This window comes from Sphingomonas sp. PP-CC-1A-547, assembly GCF_003610375.1.
Classification (GTDB): domain Bacteria; phylum Pseudomonadota; class Alphaproteobacteria; order Sphingomonadales; family Sphingomonadaceae; genus Sphingomonas.
Genome location: NZ_RAPZ01000011.1, coordinates 414,804 through 429,942, shown reverse-complemented (window position 1 = coordinate 429,942; position 15,139 = coordinate 414,804). Strand labels below are relative to the sequence as shown.

General features: G+C 65.2%; 13 protein-coding genes and 1 tRNA gene. 11 read left to right on the top strand and 3 right to left on the bottom strand.

Translation table 11 applies throughout. From position 1 onward, the window contains the following. Positions 1–51: 51 nt before the first annotated feature. Positions 52–2,301, bottom strand: a complete 2,250-nt coding sequence (parC, locus tag C8J39_RS08220) for a DNA topoisomerase IV subunit A (protein WP_120300033.1) — start codon at positions 2,299–2,301, stop codon at positions 52–54. A gap of 123 nt (positions 2,302–2,424) precedes the next feature. On the opposite strand from parC, the gene C8J39_RS08215 reads away from it, so the two are divergent. The 6 genes from C8J39_RS08215 (at position 2,425) to purQ (ending at position 7,308) form a co-directional block, all read left to right on the top strand. After that, entirely contained in the window at positions 2,425–3,345 is a 921-nt protein-coding gene (locus C8J39_RS08215; protein WP_120300032.1) for a S9 family peptidase, read from the top strand. Further along, positions 3,342–4,556 carry a kynureninase gene (gene kynU / locus C8J39_RS08210; RefSeq protein WP_120300031.1) on the top strand — a complete coding sequence of 405 codons (1,215 nt, stop codon included), beginning with the start codon at positions 3,342–3,344 and terminating at the stop codon, positions 4,554–4,556. The genes C8J39_RS08215 and kynU overlap by 4 nt, the downstream gene beginning before the upstream one ends. 170 nt (positions 4,557–4,726) lie before the next feature. Beyond that, entirely contained in the window at positions 4,727–5,476 is a 750-nt protein-coding gene (locus C8J39_RS08205) for a hypothetical protein (RefSeq protein WP_120300030.1), read from the top strand. Positions 5,477–5,632: 156 nt separating this feature from the next. Continuing rightward, positions 5,633–6,412 carry a phosphoribosylaminoimidazolesuccinocarboxamide synthase gene (gene purC / locus C8J39_RS08200; RefSeq protein WP_056050712.1) on the top strand — a complete coding sequence of 260 codons (780 nt, stop codon included), beginning with the start codon at positions 5,633–5,635 and terminating at the stop codon, positions 6,410–6,412. Next, positions 6,413–6,643 carry a phosphoribosylformylglycinamidine synthase subunit PurS gene (gene purS / locus C8J39_RS08195; RefSeq protein WP_056050714.1) on the top strand — a complete coding sequence of 77 codons (231 nt, stop codon included), beginning with the start codon at positions 6,413–6,415 and terminating at the stop codon, positions 6,641–6,643. Next, positions 6,640–7,308: a phosphoribosylformylglycinamidine synthase subunit PurQ gene (gene purQ / locus C8J39_RS08190; RefSeq protein ID WP_120300029.1), complete on the top strand. Its 669-nt coding sequence runs from the start codon at positions 6,640–6,642 to the stop codon at positions 7,306–7,308. Before purS ends, purQ begins: the two co-directional genes overlap by 4 nt. Positions 7,309–7,404: 96 nt before the next feature. Here purQ and C8J39_RS08185 read toward each other — a convergent pair whose 3' ends face one another. After that, a complete protein-coding gene (locus C8J39_RS08185) occupies positions 7,405–8,160 on the bottom strand; it encodes a queuosine precursor transporter (RefSeq protein WP_120300028.1) in 756 nt (251 codons plus the stop codon). Positions 8,161–8,221: 61 nt separating this feature from the next. Between C8J39_RS08185 and C8J39_RS08180 the strand changes: the two genes are divergently transcribed. The 5 genes from C8J39_RS08180 (at position 8,222) to C8J39_RS08160 (ending at position 12,931) form a co-directional block, all read left to right on the top strand. Then, positions 8,222–8,298 (top strand) — tRNA-Arg (locus C8J39_RS08180). 293 nt (positions 8,299–8,591) lie between these two features. Then, entirely contained in the window at positions 8,592–9,761 is a 1,170-nt protein-coding gene (locus tag C8J39_RS08175; protein WP_404969331.1) for a fumarylacetoacetate hydrolase family protein, read from the top strand. Between the two features lie 22 nt (positions 9,762–9,783). After that, complete coding sequence (locus C8J39_RS08170; RefSeq protein ID WP_056059533.1) at positions 9,784–10,551, top strand: SDR family NAD(P)-dependent oxidoreductase; 768 nt, start codon at positions 9,784–9,786, stop codon at positions 10,549–10,551. Position 10,552: 1 nt separating this feature from the next. After that, positions 10,553–11,443 (top strand): SMP-30/gluconolactonase/LRE family protein, encoded by an 891-nt coding sequence (locus C8J39_RS08165; protein ID WP_243649802.1) that lies wholly within the window; start codon positions 10,553–10,555, stop codon positions 11,441–11,443. A gap of 72 nt (positions 11,444–11,515) precedes the next feature. Then, positions 11,516–12,931, top strand: coding sequence for a sugar porter family MFS transporter (locus C8J39_RS08160; RefSeq protein ID WP_082452776.1), 1,416 nt, complete (start codon positions 11,516–11,518; stop codon positions 12,929–12,931). A gap of 421 nt (positions 12,932–13,352) precedes the next feature. On the opposite strand, the gene C8J39_RS08155 is transcribed toward C8J39_RS08160, so the two are convergent. Further along, the gene (locus C8J39_RS08155) at positions 13,353–15,131 is read right to left on the bottom strand and encodes an IlvD/Edd family dehydratase (protein WP_056482432.1); all 1,779 of its coding nucleotides are present in this window, start codon (positions 15,129–15,131) and stop codon (positions 13,353–13,355) included. Positions 15,132–15,139 lie beyond the last annotated feature (8 nt).

The window sequence follows — 15,139 nt, the reverse complement described above, 5'->3', positions numbered from 1 at the left end:
CGGGTTCGTTAAGAGGCTCTGAAGGACCCTGAATGGGGCCTTTCTCATCCATTATCCGAACCGATTATCGCGCGGAAAGCCCGTTGGCGGCATCCGCCCGGCGGCTCCGCGGGCAGCGCGCCAGGGCCCAAGGTCCGATTCGGTCCGAGTGCGGCCGGTGCCGCCGCCCATCGCCCAGCTGAGCCCTTCGGCAAAGACGAACGTGATCGCGTCGGCAAGTCCACCGTCGCGATAGCGCTGCAGCTGGAGGCCCTGCCCGCGCGTCATCTCGACCAGTTCGGCGAGCGGGAACACCAGCATCTTCCGATTGTCGCCGATCGCCGCGACGTAATCGTCATTGGGGCCGATCGGCCGGACGATCTTCAATTGCGCGCCCAGGCGCGGTGTCATCACCGTTTTTCCCTTGCGCGTCTCGGCGACGACTTCTGCCGAACTCACCGAGAAGCCGCGCCCGTCGGTCGCTACCACCAAGAGCTTGGGATGCTTGCTCGCTGGCAGCAACGCGACGATCCCGATGCTGCCATCGAGGTCGATCATCGCGCGCACCGGCTCGCCGAACCCGCGCCCGCCCGGCAACTTGTCCGCCGCCAAGATGTAGAACCGCCCGTTCTCCGCTGCGAGCAACAGCTTGTCGGTGGTCTGCGCGTGGAACGCATAGGCCGGGCCATCACCCTCCTTGAACTTCAGCGCCTCCGGGCTCGCCAGATCATTGTGCCCCTTCATCGCGCGGATCCAGCCGCGCTGCGACAGGATCACGGTGATCGGCTCGCGCTCGATCATCGCCTCGAGCGGGATATCGCGGGTCGGTGCGTGCTCCTCGATCGTCGTACGCCGTTTGCCGAGTGGGGTCTCAAGCCCGTATCGATCGCGGATCTTCGCCATGTCGCGCTTCATCCGCGCGCGCTGCTTCTTCGGATCGGCGAGCAGCGCGGCGAGAGTCGCCTGCTCCTTGTCGAGCTTGTCGCGCTCGGTCTTGATCTCGAACTCTTCGAGCCGCCGCAGAGAGCGCAGCCGCATGTTAAGGATCGCCTCGGCCTGGCGATCGGTGAGCGCGAACTCGGCGATCATCACCTTCTTGGGCTCGTCCTCAGTGCGGATGATCTCGATCACGCGGTCGAGATTGAGGTACGCGATCAGATAGCCGTCGAGCAGTTCGACCCGGTCGGCGATCTTCGCCAGCCGGTGCTCGGTCCGCCGGCGCAACACGACGAACTGGTGGTCGACCCACGCCGCCAGCGCCTCGCGCAACGACATCACCCGCGGCGTGCGGTCCTTGTCGAGCACGTTGAGGTTGAGACTGATCCGCGTCTCGAGGTCGGTCAGCCGGAACAACCCGTCCATCAGGATCTGCGGATCGACCGTGCGGCTGCGCGGTTCGAGCACGATACGGATTTCGGTATCCGATTCGTCGCGCACGTCGGCGAGGATCGGCAGGCGCTTGGCGTTGATGAGGTCGGCGATCTGCTCGATCAGCTTGCCCTTCTGCACGCCGTACGGAATCTCGGTGACGATCAGCTGCCAGCCGCCGCCCTTCTCACGCTCGGTCTCCCAGCGCGCCCGCACACGAAAGCCACCACGCCCGGTCGCATAGGATTCGCGGATGACCGCGGGCGGGTCGACGACCAGTCCGCCGGTCGGAAAGTCCGGACCCTTCACATGCTCCAGGATCGCCGCATCGTCCGCGTCGGGCGTATCGATCAGGACGATCGCCGCCTCCAGTAACTCAGCCGCATTGTGCGGCGGGATGCTCGTCGCCATGCCAACCGCGATCCCGCTCGCGCCGTTCGCCAGCAGGTTCGGGAACAGCCCGGGGAACAGCTCGGGTTCATGGTCCTCGCCATTATAGGTCGGGCGATACGCGACCGCATCCTCGTCGAGCCCATCCATCAGGTCGATCGCGACCTGCGTCAGCCGCGCCTCGGTGTAGCGGTAGGCGGCGGCGTTATCGCCGTCGATGTTACCGAAATTGCCCTGCCCGTCGACCAGCGGATAGCGCATCGCGAACGACTGCGCCAAACGCACCATCGCGTCGTAGACCGACTGATCGCCGTGGGGATGGTATTTGCCGATGACGTCGCCGACGACACGCGCGCACTTCTTGTAGCCCTGCGCCGGATCGAGCTTGAGCAGCCGCATCGCCCACAGCAGGCGACGATGCACCGGCTTCATCCCGTCGCGCACGTCGGGCAACGACCGCGCGGTGATCGTCGACAAGGCATAGACGAGATACCGCTCTGACAGCGCGCTGTCGAAGGGGGCGTCGACGATGGAGTCGAACGGATCTTTGAAATCGGTGGCCATTGCGTGCAGCGATAGCAGCCGGGAACGAAACGATCAAAGCATGAACGTACGAAGCGGCCTGCACGTTCGATCACGACGATATGCCCGCATGACGCGGTCGATCGAGCCCGCTACACCAACCCCATGATCCGCCATGCCTTTCTCGCGCTCGCCGCGATGTCCACGCCCGTTATGGCGCAAACGCCTGCTATCCCACCGGCCAAGCTTCTAACGTGGCCCGACCTGACCAAGCGTCCGAAACCGATGCCCGATGCGACCGTCGACTATGGCACCGACCAGATGCAGAAGGTTGACGTCTGGCTCCCCAAGGGCAAGGCTAAGGCGCCCTTCCCGGTGGTCGTGATGGTGCATGGCGGCTGCTGGACGACGAGCATCGCCGATCGCAGCCTGATGAACTGGATCGCCGACGACCTCCGCAACGCCGGCGTCGCTGTCTGGAACATCGACTATCGCGGCGTCGACCGCACCGGCGGCGGCTATCCCGGTACGTTCGCGGATGCTGCGAAGGCTGCGGACCAACTCAAGATCAGCGCCAAGACGTTCAACCTGGATACGCGCCGCGTGCTGGCGATCGGCCACTCGGCTGGTGGCCATCTCGCGCTCTGGCTCGCCGCCCGCCCGAAAGTTCCCGCGTCGAGCGCGCTCCATACTGCGCACCCGCTCCGTATACGCCATGTCATCAGCCTCGGCGGCCTGCCCGATCTCGAAGCTACTGCGACCAACGCCAACAATGGCTGCGGTACCGAAGTCGTCGCGAAACTGGTCGGCGCGCCCACGCCGCAGCGTCCGGACGTCTACGCCGAAACCTCGGTCCCGCGCCTGCTACCCCTCGGCGTGGAGCAGGACCTGATCAACGGCCGCGAGGACCGGATCATTCCCTTCGTCATGGCAACCGACTATGTCGCAAAGGCCACGGCAGCCGGCGACACCGCCACGCTCCACACCATCCCGGCGACCGGACATGTCGAACTGATCGCGCCGGAAACGCCCGCCTGGGCCAAAGCCAGACGCCTGATCCTCGCCTATGTCGGAAAGACCCGATGACCCTCGAAGACGCCCGCGCACTCGACGCGACCGATCCGCTCGCGGCATACCGCGACAAGTTTGCGCTCCCCAAAGGCGTGATCTACCTCGACGGCAACTCGCTCGGTGCGCTGCCAAAGGCTACCCCGGCAGCGCTTGGAGACGTCGCCACGCGCCAATGGGGCGACCGCCTCATCCGAAGCTGGAACGAAGGCTGGATCGACGCCCCCCAGCGGATCGGCGCGAAGATCGCTCCCCTGATCGGCGCGGCTGCGGACGAGGTGATCATCGGCGACACGACCTCGACGCATCTTTTCAAGGCTTTGGTCGCCGCTCTCCGCAGCAACCCCGACCGCCACACCGTCATCAGCGAGGCCGGTAACTTCCCTACCGACCTGCACATCGCCGAGGGCGCAGTCGCCTGCGTCCCCGGCGCACGGCTCGAAGTGGTGGCCCGTGAAGACCTAGCCGCGGCGCTCGACGAAGACACCGCGGTGCTGCTGCTCACCCACGTCCACTACAAGACCAGCGACCGCTTCGACATGGCCGCCTGGACTACCCGTGCGCACGACGCTGGCGCGCTCATGCTCTGGGACCTGAGCCACAGCGTCGGCGCGGTCCCGATCGACCTCGACGGCGCGAACGCCGATCTCGCGGTCGGCTGCACCTATAAATACCTCAACGGCGGCCCCGGCGCGCCTGCGTTCCTCTACGTCGCCAAGCGCTGGCAGGATACGCTCGCCAGCCCGCTATCCGGCTGGATGGGCCACGCCGCGCCGTTCGCGTTCGAGGATGCCTACCGCCCCGCCCCCGGTATGAAGCGCTGGCTTGCAGGCACGCCCGCGATGCTCTCGACCGCCGCACTGGAAACCGCACTCGATCTCTGGGCTGGCATCGACCAGCACGCCGTCGCTACCAAGAGCGCCCAATTGTTCGATACTCTCGCCACCGCCGGCGACGCACTGGGTCTCGACTGCGTCAGCCCCCGCGATCCCGCCAAACGCGGCAGCCACATCAGCTTCCGCCACCCGCATGCCTATGAACTCACGCAAGCGCTCATCGCCCGCGGCGTCATCGGCGATTTTCGTGACCCCGACATCCTCCGATTGGGCCTGACACCCTTGTACCTCAGCCATGAAGACGTCTGGCGCGCAGGCGAGATATTGCGGGATACGGTGGAGACCGAAAGCTGGCGCGACCCGGCATATTCACAACGGCTCGTCGTGACCTGAGCACGCTTGACGGCATATCCCAGTTGATCGATAGTGTTTCGATCGATCACGGGAGACTGTCCATGAAGTGGGTTGTTAGTGGCGCTATCGCGTTGTCCCTCGCCGGGTGCAGCAAGGCTCCCGAAAGTAGCGCCGGGGAGCCCGACATCGCTGGCAACTCTGTCGCTGGGGTGGCATTCGACTACAGCTATGACCTGACGCTTCCCTCGTCCCGGATCTCGGATCTCCAGGAGGAGCATGCGCGCGCGTGCGAACGGCTCGGGGCAACACGCTGCCGTATAACGGGATTGCGCTACACGGTCGGGCAGCAGGGCGACGTCAGCGCGAACCTGTCGGTCAAGATCGCCGCCCCCCTGGCGCGTGCCTTTGGCCGGGCCGGGGTAAAGCAGGCGGAAAGCGTCGGCGCGACGTTGACGGGGGCGGATATCAGCGGAACCGATGTCGCCACGGCCGCTGCAGCGACCGCGACCGAACGGACCGACGTCGCAGCCGAACGCGCTCGGATCGACCGCGAACTGGCCCGCGTCGATCTATCCCCGCGCGAACGTGCCGAACTTCGCCAGCAACAGGCGGTCGCTCAGGGCCAAGCCACGGCGGCGGCCGCGACGGCATCCGAACAACGCGAAAGTCTCGCCAACACGCCGATGTCGTTCGACTATACGACCGGCCGCGGGACCGGCCTGGTCGACCGTCTGCAAGATGCGGGCGACACGGCGCTGGGCTCGATCGGATTGACGGTCACGGCGCTGCTATGGGTATTGGCGGCACTCGGCCCGCCGCTGCTGGTGATCTTGCTGGTCTTCCTGGTCTGGCGACGCTGGATCCAGCGTTGGTGGACAGAGTTGATGGCCCGCATCGATCGTCGAACCAGCCGACCGCTCGCGACTTCCCACGACACATCGTCCCCACCCTTGCGATGACGTCGGGTAGTTTTCCGGGTGCAGTCATGCGCCGCGATTGCACCCCCCGCACCCTTCGCCTATAGGCGCGGCCTATTCCGGCCTCGGCTTCGCGGTGCATAGCGCGTAGGCTGGGGCCGCTCGATTTTCACCGCTCGATTTTCCAGGGGACCGCGCATGGCTCGCCGCCGCCAGATCTACGAAGGCAAGGCCAAGATCCTCTACGAGGGTCCCGAGCCGGGCACGCTGATCCAGTATTTCAAGGACGACGCGACCGCGTTCAATGCCCAGAAAAAGGGCACGATCAACGGCAAGGGCGTGCTCAACAACCGGATTTCGGAGCACATCTTCACGCTGCTCGATCATATCGGGGTGCCGACACACTTCATCCGCCGGCTCAACATGCGCGAGCAGCTGATCCGCCAGGTCGAGATCGTCCCGATCGAAGTCGTCGTGCGCAACGTCGCCGCGGGCTCGATCTCGACGCGCCTCGGGATCGAGGAGGGCACCAAGCTGCCCCGCACGATCATCGAATATTACTACAAGGACGATGCGCTCGGCGATCCGATGATCTCCGACGAACACATCGCCGCGTTCGGCTGGGCAAGCCAGGAGGAGATGCACGACATCGCCGACCTCGCGATCCGCGTGAACGATTTCCTGTGCGGGCTGTTCGCCGGTGTCGGCATCCGCCTCGTCGACTTCAAGCTCGAATTCGGCCGCATCTTCGACAACGACTTCGGCCGGATCATCCTCGCGGACGAGATCAGCCCGGATGGCTGCCGCCTGTGGGACATGGAAACCAACGAGAAGATGGACAAGGATCGCTTCCGTCGCGATCTCGGTGGCGAAGTCGAAGCGTATCAAGAGGTTGCACGCCGTCTTGGCCTGCTGCCCGAGGGTGCGGACAACGCCGTCCTCGACCTCGAAAAGCATCGCAAGAACCGGGGCAAGTAAATGAAACTCAAGGTTTTCGTGACATTGAAGCCTGGCGTGCTCGATCCGCAGGGCCGGGCGATCCACCACGCGCTCGGCAGCCTCGGCTTCGACGGCGTGCAGGACGTCCGCCAGGGCAAGCTGATCGAACTGGAAGTCGCCGACGATACCGACGATGCGACGATCGACGGCATGTGCCGCAAGCTGCTCGCCAACACGGTGATCGAGAACTACCGGGTCGAGCGCGCATGAAGACCGCCGTCATCGTCTTTCCGGGCTCCAACTGCGACCGCGACATCGCCGTCGCGCTGGAGGCGGTGACCGGCGTCAAGCCGCTCATGGTCTGGCACGGTGATGCGGACTTGCCGGCGGATGTCGGCCTGGTCGCGGTCCCTGGTGGGTTTTCGTATGGCGACTACCTCCGCTCGGGCGCGATCGCGGCACGATCGCCGATTATGCGCGCGGTCGTCGAGCAGGCGGGCAAGGGCTTGCCTGTGCTGGGTGTCTGCAACGGCTTCCAGGTGTTGACCGAGGCGGGACTCCTGCCCGGTGCGCTGATGCGCAACGAGGGGCTGAACTTCGTCTGCCGCGACGTCGCGCTGACGGTCGAGACGGCGAGTTCGACGTTCACGTCGGGCTATACGGCGGGAGAGCGCGTCTCCTTTCCGGTCGCACATCACGACGGCAACTACTTCGCCGACACCGACACACTCGACCGCCTCGAAGGCGAAGGCCGCGTGGCGTTCCGTTATGCGGAGAGCGTCAACGGTTCGGCGCGCAACATCGCTGGGTTGCTGAACGACAAGGGCAACGTGCTTGGTATGATGCCGCATCCGGAGCGTCGTATCGAAGCGGCACACGGCGGCACCGACGGACGGCGCTTGTTCGAGGGCCTGCTGGAAGCCGTCAGCGCCTGACGCTTGTTCCCCCGCGCAAGCGGGGGCCCAGGATACCATCCACATCGACCGTAACCCTGGACTCCCGCATTCGCGGGAGAACAGTCTGTAGAGGCGTCAAACCCGAGTCCGGAACGGCGAGAAGTCCGTCCCCCGATCATACACATCGACGCCCTCGCGCCGCTTCAGCCACCCGACCGCGACATAGGTCAGCGGCGTAAGCAGCACCTCCCACGACACCTTCAGCAAGAACTGGCTGACCATCACCATCAGCATCGCCTCGACCGGCCAGTCCGGCGCACCGTAGAAGGCGAGCGGGTAGAAGATCAGGCTGTCGAACGCCTGCCCCACGACCGTGCTGCCGATCGTCCGCGTCCACAGCATCCGCCCCTGCGTCCAGATCTTCATCCGCGCGAGCACGAAGCTGTTGGCAAATTCTCCCACCCAGAACGCGCAGATCGACGCGAACACGATCCGCGGCACCTGTCCGAACACGGACTCATACGCCGCCTGCCCCGTCCACCCGGCATCGGGCGGCAGCGCGACGACGACCGCGGACATGAACACCATGAACAACATCGCGCCGAACCCAGCCCAGATGCAGCGCCGCGCATACGCATAGCCGTAGACCTCGGTCAGGACGTCGCCGATCACATAGCTGACCGGAAAGAACAGGATGCCCGCGCCGAACGGCCACGCGCCGATGAACGGCAGGTCGATCACAGCGCGCTTGCCCGCGCCGATCACGTTCGACAGCAGCAGGATCGTGACGAACGCCGCCATCACGAAATCGAAATAGCGAAACTGCACCCCACCGACTGCATTCGCGTCGACCGGTTCGAGCCCGGGCGCCTGATCCGTTCCAATTTCCATGCTCGGCGTTATGATCGAGGTTCCAAGCCCGCACAATCCGCGCTAGTCGTCGCCGCAGCGCGCGCCCGTAGCTCAGCTGGATAGAGCAAGGAGCTTCTACCTCCTCGGTCGGGGGTTCGAACCCCTCCGGGCGCGCCAACTCGCAAGCCGCCCTTGCCGTGCTTTGGGGCCACCACGGGACCTGGCGCATAATGGCAAGCTTGGCGCTATGATATCGATACCAAGGTTGCGAGAGCGACTGTGAGGTTTTTCGTACGCAGTTATCTGCTGCCGGACACCGTCGCCCCACTTTTTAATTGTATGATTAATCGGTCGCATTTATTTGAACCGTCGTGACGTCGGTGACGGGTCAGCGACGCGACATCGGCATTGGGGACTTGACGCTGACGCTGTGCAGCATACGGTACCGCTAACAAAACGGAGGGGATGACATCGTGGAGATCGCATTCACGTCGACGGGGGCTTTGCCCGTCGACTGGGAAAAGGCGGCGTTACTTGGTCGTATCGACCTTGGCGACGGTCCGACGCCCGTGATCGTTCGCGGTGGCCGCGTGTATGACATGTCCGCCGTCGCGCCGACAGTCGCCGATTTGATCGCGGGTGGGGATTTCGATACCGATGCCGGCGCCGATCTCGGTGCCCTCGGCGACTTGAACCTGACGCCAGCGGCCGATGGCAAGATCCGTCTGCTCAGCCCGATCGACCTGCAGGTGGTCAAGGCATCAGGCGTAACCTTCGCCGTATCCGCGCTCGAACGCGTGATCGAGGAGCGCGCACGCGGCGATGCGTCGGCTGCGACCGCGGTCCGTGCCCGTCTCGAAGAGCGCGTCGGCGGCAGCATCCGCTCGGTCGTGCCCGGCTCGCCCGAGGCCGCCTCGCTGAAGGCCGCGTTGATCGAAGACGGCATGTGGTCGCAATATCTCGAGGTCGCGATCGGCCCCGATGCGGAGATCTTCACCAAGGGTCCGACGTTGTCGACGATCGGCTGGGGTGGCGAAATCGGCATCCGCTCCGACTCCACCTGGAACAACCCCGAACCGGAAGTCGTGCTGGTCGTCGATCGCACCGGCAAGACGGTCGGTGCGGCGCTCGGCAACGACGTCAATTTGCGCGATTTCGAGGGGCGCTCGGCGCTCCTCCTCGGCAAGGCCAAGGACAACAACGCGTCCTGCTCGATCGGGCCGTTCATCCGACTGTTCGACGAGAATTTCGGCATGGACGACGTTCGCGCGGCACAGATCGCGCTGACGATCGAAGGCGCAGACGGCTACCGCCTCGACGGCAGCAGCTCGATGGACCAGATCAGCCGCGATCCCGAAGAACTCGTTCGCCAGGCGATGAGCGAGCATCAATATCCCGACGGCTTCGTGCTGTTCCTCGGCACGTTGTTCGCGCCGACGCAGGACCGCGACGAGCCCGGCCGCGGCTTCACGCACGCGGTCGGCGATGTCGTCACGATCTCGAACCCGAAGCTCGGCGCGCTGGTCAATCCGGTGACGACGTCGAAGGACGCGGCGCCGTGGAATTACGGGATCGGCGACCTGATGCGCAATCTCGCGAGCCGGGGGCTGCTCGGCCATACCAAGAATCAAGGGGCGTAAGCGCGTGTTGCAGAAGACCGAAATGGCCGACCAGACGGCGATCTATCCAAGCCTGAAGGGCAAGCGCGTCCTGATCACCGGCGGCGCGTCGGGGATCGGCGCCGGTCTGGTCGAGGCGTTCGCGCGTCAGGGTGCGCATGTCGCGTTCGTCGATATGGCCAAGGACGCCGCCGAGGCGCTGATCGAGACGCTGACGCCCGACGTCGCGACCGCGCCGATATTCCTGCCGCTCGACCTGCGCGACGTTGATGCGTTGAAGACGACCGTTGCGACGATCGAGGACCGGCTCGGCGGGATCGACGTGCTGATCAACAACGCCGCGAACGACGATCGCCACACGATTGAGGAGATCACGCCCGCGTATTGGGACGAGCGGATGGCAACCAATTTGCGCCATCTGTTCTTCGCAGGGCAGGCCGTGGTGCCGTCGATGAAGCGCGCGGGCGGTGGCGTGATCCTCAATTTCGGGTCGATCTCGTGGCATCTCGCGCTGCCCGAACTGCTAATCTACCAGACCGCCAAGGCCGGTATCGAGGGCATGACCCGCGCGATGGCGCGCGATCTGGGCGGCGACGGTATCCGCGTCAACACGATCGTCCCTGGCAACGTCGAAACGCCGCGCCAGCTGAAATGGTATACGCCTGAGGGTGAGGCCGAGATCATCGGCGCGCAGTGTCTCAAGACCCGCGTCCAGCCCGCGGACGTCGCGGCGCTGGTGCTGTTCCTCGCGTCGGACGATGCGAGGATGTGCACCGGTCACGATTATTTCGTCGATGCCGGGTGGCGTTGAGATGAGCCGCGAAGTCCCCGTCGAAATCACCGCGAAGAGCATTTGCGACGTCGGCGCGACGCTCGGCGAAGGCCCGATCTGGGTCGCGCGCGACGCGGCGCTCTGGTTCGTTGATATCAAGGCGCCGCATATCCACCGCTTCGATCCGGCGACGGGGAAGCTGGACACCTGGGACGCGCCCGACCAGACCGGCTGGGTGATCCCCGCCGACGATGGCGCCTTCCTGGCCGGGGTTCGCGGTGGCCTTCACCGTTTCGATCCGGCAACCAGCGCGTTCGATAAGATCGCGACGGTCCACGCCGAAACGCCTGGCAACCGCCTCAATGACGCCGCGCGCGATCCCGCTGGCCGCGTCTGGTTCGGGACGATGGATAACGCCGAGTCCGAGGACACCGGCCACGTCTATCATTGGCATGACGGTGAATTGACCAAGACGGAGATCCCGCCCGTCGCGATCACCAACGGCCCCGCGATCTCGCCCGACGGCCGCACGCTGTATGCGGTCGACACGCTCGGCAAGCGGATCGATGCCTACCCGATCGACGCTGCCGGTAACGTCGGCGAGCCACGCGCTTTCCTGACGATCGGCCCCGACGACGGTCACCCCGACGGGGCGATCTGCGATTCCGAGGGTGGTGTCTGGGTCGGGTTCTTCGGCGGTTGGGCGGCACGCCGGTTCGCGCCGGATGGTACCTGCACCGACATCGTCCGCTTCCCGGTCGCGAACATCACCAAGATCGCGCTCGGTGGGCCCGACGGTCGCACCGCCTATGCGACGACCGCCGCGAAAGGCCTCGACGACGAAGCGCTCGCAGCCCAGCCGCTGGCCGGAAACCTGTTCACCTTCCGCGTTGCCGTTCCCGGCGTCCCGGTCGAACCCGTCACACTTTAGTGCAACCGATTTTACGACACCCCATTCACGATAAGCGTCGCCGTTAGAGCGCCGTCACGGAGAGGAAAACCAATGACTATAGCGGCAGAATCCGCGCCCCAAGTGAACCGAGCCCTGATTGCGATGATCGTCATCGTCGCGACCATCGGCGGGTTCATGTTCGGCTATGACTCGGGCGTCATCAACGGCACGCAGGCCGGGCTCGAGAGCACCTTCGCGTTGTCGTCGCTCGGCACCGGCTTCACTGTCGGCGCGATCCTGATCGGCTCGTCGGTCGGTGCGTTCATGGCCGGGCGGCTTGCCGACAATCTCGGTCGCCGCAACGTGATGATGATCGCCGCGGTGCTCTTCATCGTCAGCGCACTCGCGGCAGGTGCGGCTACATCGGCGACGATGTTCGTGCTCGCCCGCATCGTCGGCGGCCTCGGCATCGGTGCGGCCAGCGTGCTCGCGCCGGTCTACATTTCCGAAGTCGTTCCCGCGAACGTCCGCGGCCGGCTTTCGAGCGTGCAGCAGATCATGATCATCACCGGCCTGACCGGCGCATTCGTCGCCAACTGGTATCTCGCTCGCATCGCGGGATCGTCGACCGCGTTGTTCTGGCTCGATTACCCGGCATGGCGCTGGATGTTCTGGATGCAGGTCATCCCCGCCGCGATCTATCTCGCGACGCTGTTCCTCATCCCCGAAAGCCCGCGCTTCCTGGTGCTCAAAGGCCGGTACGACGAGGCGCAGGTCGTCCTCACCCGCCTGTTCGGTGCCGCCGAGGCGACGCGCAAGGTCGCCGAGATCCGCGGCTCGCTGTCGGTCGACGCGCACCGCCCCAAGCTGTCCGACCTCATCGACAAGGCGAGCGGCAAGATCCGCCCGATCGTCTGGACCGGCATCGGCCTGGCGATCTTCCAGCAGTTCGTCGGCATCAACATCGTGTTCTATTATGGCTCGGTGCTGTGGCAGTCGGTCGGCTTTAGCGAGAGCGATGCGCTGCTCATCAACATCCTGTCGGGCTCGCTGTCGATCATCGCCTGCCTGCTCACCGTCGCGCTGGTCGACAAGGTCGGCCGCAAGCCGCTCCTGCTGATCGGTTCGGCCGGCATGACCGTCGCGCTGGCGATCGTCGCGATCTGCTTCGCGAGCGGTGCGATCGTCGAGGGTTCGCTGCACCTGTCGGATCGCAACGGCCTGATCGCGCTGATCGCGGCGAATGCGTATGTCGTGTTCTTCAACCTGAGCTGGGGCCCGATCATGTGGGTGATGCTTGGCGAGATGTTCCCGACGCAGATCCGTGGCTCGGGTCTGGCGGTCGCGGGCTTCGCGCAGTGGTTCGCGAACTTCGCGATCTCGGTAAGCTTCCCGACGATGGCGATCTCGCTCGGCCTGTCGCTCACCTACGGCTTCTACGCCCTGTCCGCGTTCGTCTCGTTCTTCTTCGTCTGGAAGATGGTGTCGGAAACGCGTGGCCGCGAGTTGGAAGACATGGTGGGGTAATGCCGACCACCGGACCGCGGCTTGGGTCGCGGTCCGGGTAGGTACGGGTCATCGCGGGGTTCGACTTGGCGTGGTCGTGTCAGGCCGCCATCGTCCTTCTCACGATAGCACTACCCCGGCGGAGGCCGGGGCCCAGTTGGCGAGGCGGAAATAACGGCGGACCTGCCTCCGTTAGCAACGTCCCCCAACTGGGCCCCGGCCTTCGCCGGGGAGGTGCTTTTGGAGGACGACTTCGGTTCATAATACCGCGTTTTTAGCCGCTTAACCGCCCCCTCGGTCACTCCAGCGGGCGCGCGAAACCATATTGGCTGACCCTTGCGAATTAATCGCAAAGGTCAGCCAGTATGCATTTTCGACGCTGAAGATGATCAGTGACTTAAGGAAGGGGTGAGACACCGAGCCCCACCCTCAGCCCTCAGGCTCAGTGGTTGTGTCGAGGCGTCTTCGCCGAAATCCCGCGATATTTCACCGCGAAGTCGAGCACGCCGCCCTCGGCCAGCTGCCCGGTCTTCTCGCGGTACAGTTCCTCCCAAGGCGTATTGCTCTCGGGTACCGGTGGCAACCCCTCGCCCTTGCGTCGCGCGATCTCGTCGGGCTCGACCAGCGCATCGCAGGTCCCAGCGATCAGATCGATCCGCACCACGTCGCCCGTCCGGATCCACGACAGCCCGCCGCCGACCGCGCTCTCAGGCGACACGTTCAGAATCGAGGGACTGTCCGACGTCCCCGACTGCCGCCCGTCGCCAAGCGTCGGCAGCGCCAGCACGCCGCGCTGGATCAGCGCGTCGGGCGGCTGCATGTTGACGACTTCCGCCGAGCCCGGCCAACCGATCGGCCCCGCCCCGCGGATCACCAGGATACAGCCCTCGTCGATGTCGAGCGCGGGATCGTTGATCCGGTGATGGTAATCGTCAGACCCCTCGAACACGATCGCTCGCGCCTCGAACCGATCCTCGGCCCCCGGAGTCGAGAGATAGCGCGTGCGGAACGCCGGCGAGATCACCGAGGTCTTCATAATACCGAAGTCGAACAGATTGCCCTTGAGCACTAGGAAGCCGGCGCGCTCCATCATCGGCGCATCGAACGGCTTGATCATCTCGCGATCACGCGTCTCGCGGCCAGCGATGTTCTCACCGATCGACCGGCCCGTGACGGTCAGGCAGCTCGTGTCGAGCTTCCCGCCCGCAATCAGCTCGTGCAGCACCGCGGGAACGCCCCCCGCGCGGTGGAAGCGCTCGCCGAGATACTTGCCCGCCGGCTGCATGTTGACCAGCAACGGCAGGTCATAGCCATGATCCGACCAGTCCTCCGGGTACAGCGTGACACCGGCATGCTGCGCCATTGCCATGATGTGCGGCTGCGCGTTGCTCGACCCACCGATCGCGCTGACCACGCGGATCGCGTTGAGGAAGCTGTCGCGCGTGAGAATCTTCGACGGGCGCAGATCCTCATACGCCATTTCGACGATCCGCCGGCCGGTCTCGTACGCCATCTGCCCGCGCTCGCGGTACGGCGCCGGGATCGCCGCGCACCCGGTCAGCGACAGCCCGAGCGCCTCGGCGACCGCGTTCATCGTCGAGGCCGTACCCATCGTGTTGCAATGCCCGGCGGACGGCGCGCTGTCGGTGGCGCGGTTGAGGAATTCCTCCTCGTCGATCTCACCCGCGGCCAGCTTGCGCCGGCTGCGCCAGATCACCGTTCCCGATCCGACCAGCTCGCCGTCATGCCAGCCATCGAGCATCGGTCCGCCCGACAGCACGATCGCCGGAATATCGACGGTCGACGCGGCCATGATGCCCGACGGCGTCGTCTTGTCGCACCCGGTCGTGAGAACGACGGCATCGATCGGATAGCCGTACAGCGTCTCGACCAGGCCCAGATACGCCAGATTGCGATCCAGAGCCGCGGTCGGCCGCCGGCAATTCTCGAAGATCGGATGGACCGGAAACTCCATCGCGATGCCGCCTGCGTCGCGGATGCCGTCACGCGTGCGCTTGGCGAGTTCGAGATGGATGCGGTTGCACGGTGACAGGTCGCTGCCTGACTGCGCGATGCCGATGATCGGCCGCCCGGATCGCAACTCCGCCGGGGTCAGCCCGTAATTCATGAAGCGTTCGAGATAGAGCGCGGTCATGTCCGAGCGGGCGGGATCGGCGAACCAGTCGCGCGATCGGAACGGCTTCACCGGTACACGGTCCACTGCAAACT

Bases quoted from the DNA above. Each gene is read 5' to 3' on its own strand.
- parC (WP_120300033.1), bottom strand. From the start codon at position 2,301: ATGGCCACCGATTTCAAAGATCCGTTCGACTCCATCGTCGACGCCCCC.
- C8J39_RS08160 (WP_082452776.1), top strand. From the start codon at position 11,516: ATGACTATAGCGGCAGAATCCGCGCCCCAAGTGAACCGAGCCCTGATT.
- kynU (WP_120300031.1), top strand. From the start codon at position 3,342: ATGACCCTCGAAGACGCCCGCGCACTCGACGCGACCGATCCGCTCGCG.
- purQ (WP_120300029.1), top strand. From the start codon at position 6,640: ATGAAGACCGCCGTCATCGTCTTTCCGGGCTCCAACTGCGACCGCGAC.
- C8J39_RS08185 (WP_120300028.1), bottom strand. From the start codon at position 8,160: ATGGAAATTGGAACGGATCAGGCGCCCGGGCTCGAACCGGTCGACGCG.
- purC (WP_056050712.1), top strand. From the start codon at position 5,633: ATGGCTCGCCGCCGCCAGATCTACGAAGGCAAGGCCAAGATCCTCTAC.
- C8J39_RS08215 (WP_120300032.1), top strand. From the start codon at position 2,425: ATGATCCGCCATGCCTTTCTCGCGCTCGCCGCGATGTCCACGCCCGTT.
- C8J39_RS08170 (WP_056059533.1), top strand. From the start codon at position 9,784: ATGGCCGACCAGACGGCGATCTATCCAAGCCTGAAGGGCAAGCGCGTC.
- purS (WP_056050714.1), top strand. From the start codon at position 6,413: ATGAAACTCAAGGTTTTCGTGACATTGAAGCCTGGCGTGCTCGATCCG.
- C8J39_RS08165 (WP_243649802.1), top strand. From the start codon at position 10,553: ATGAGCCGCGAAGTCCCCGTCGAAATCACCGCGAAGAGCATTTGCGAC.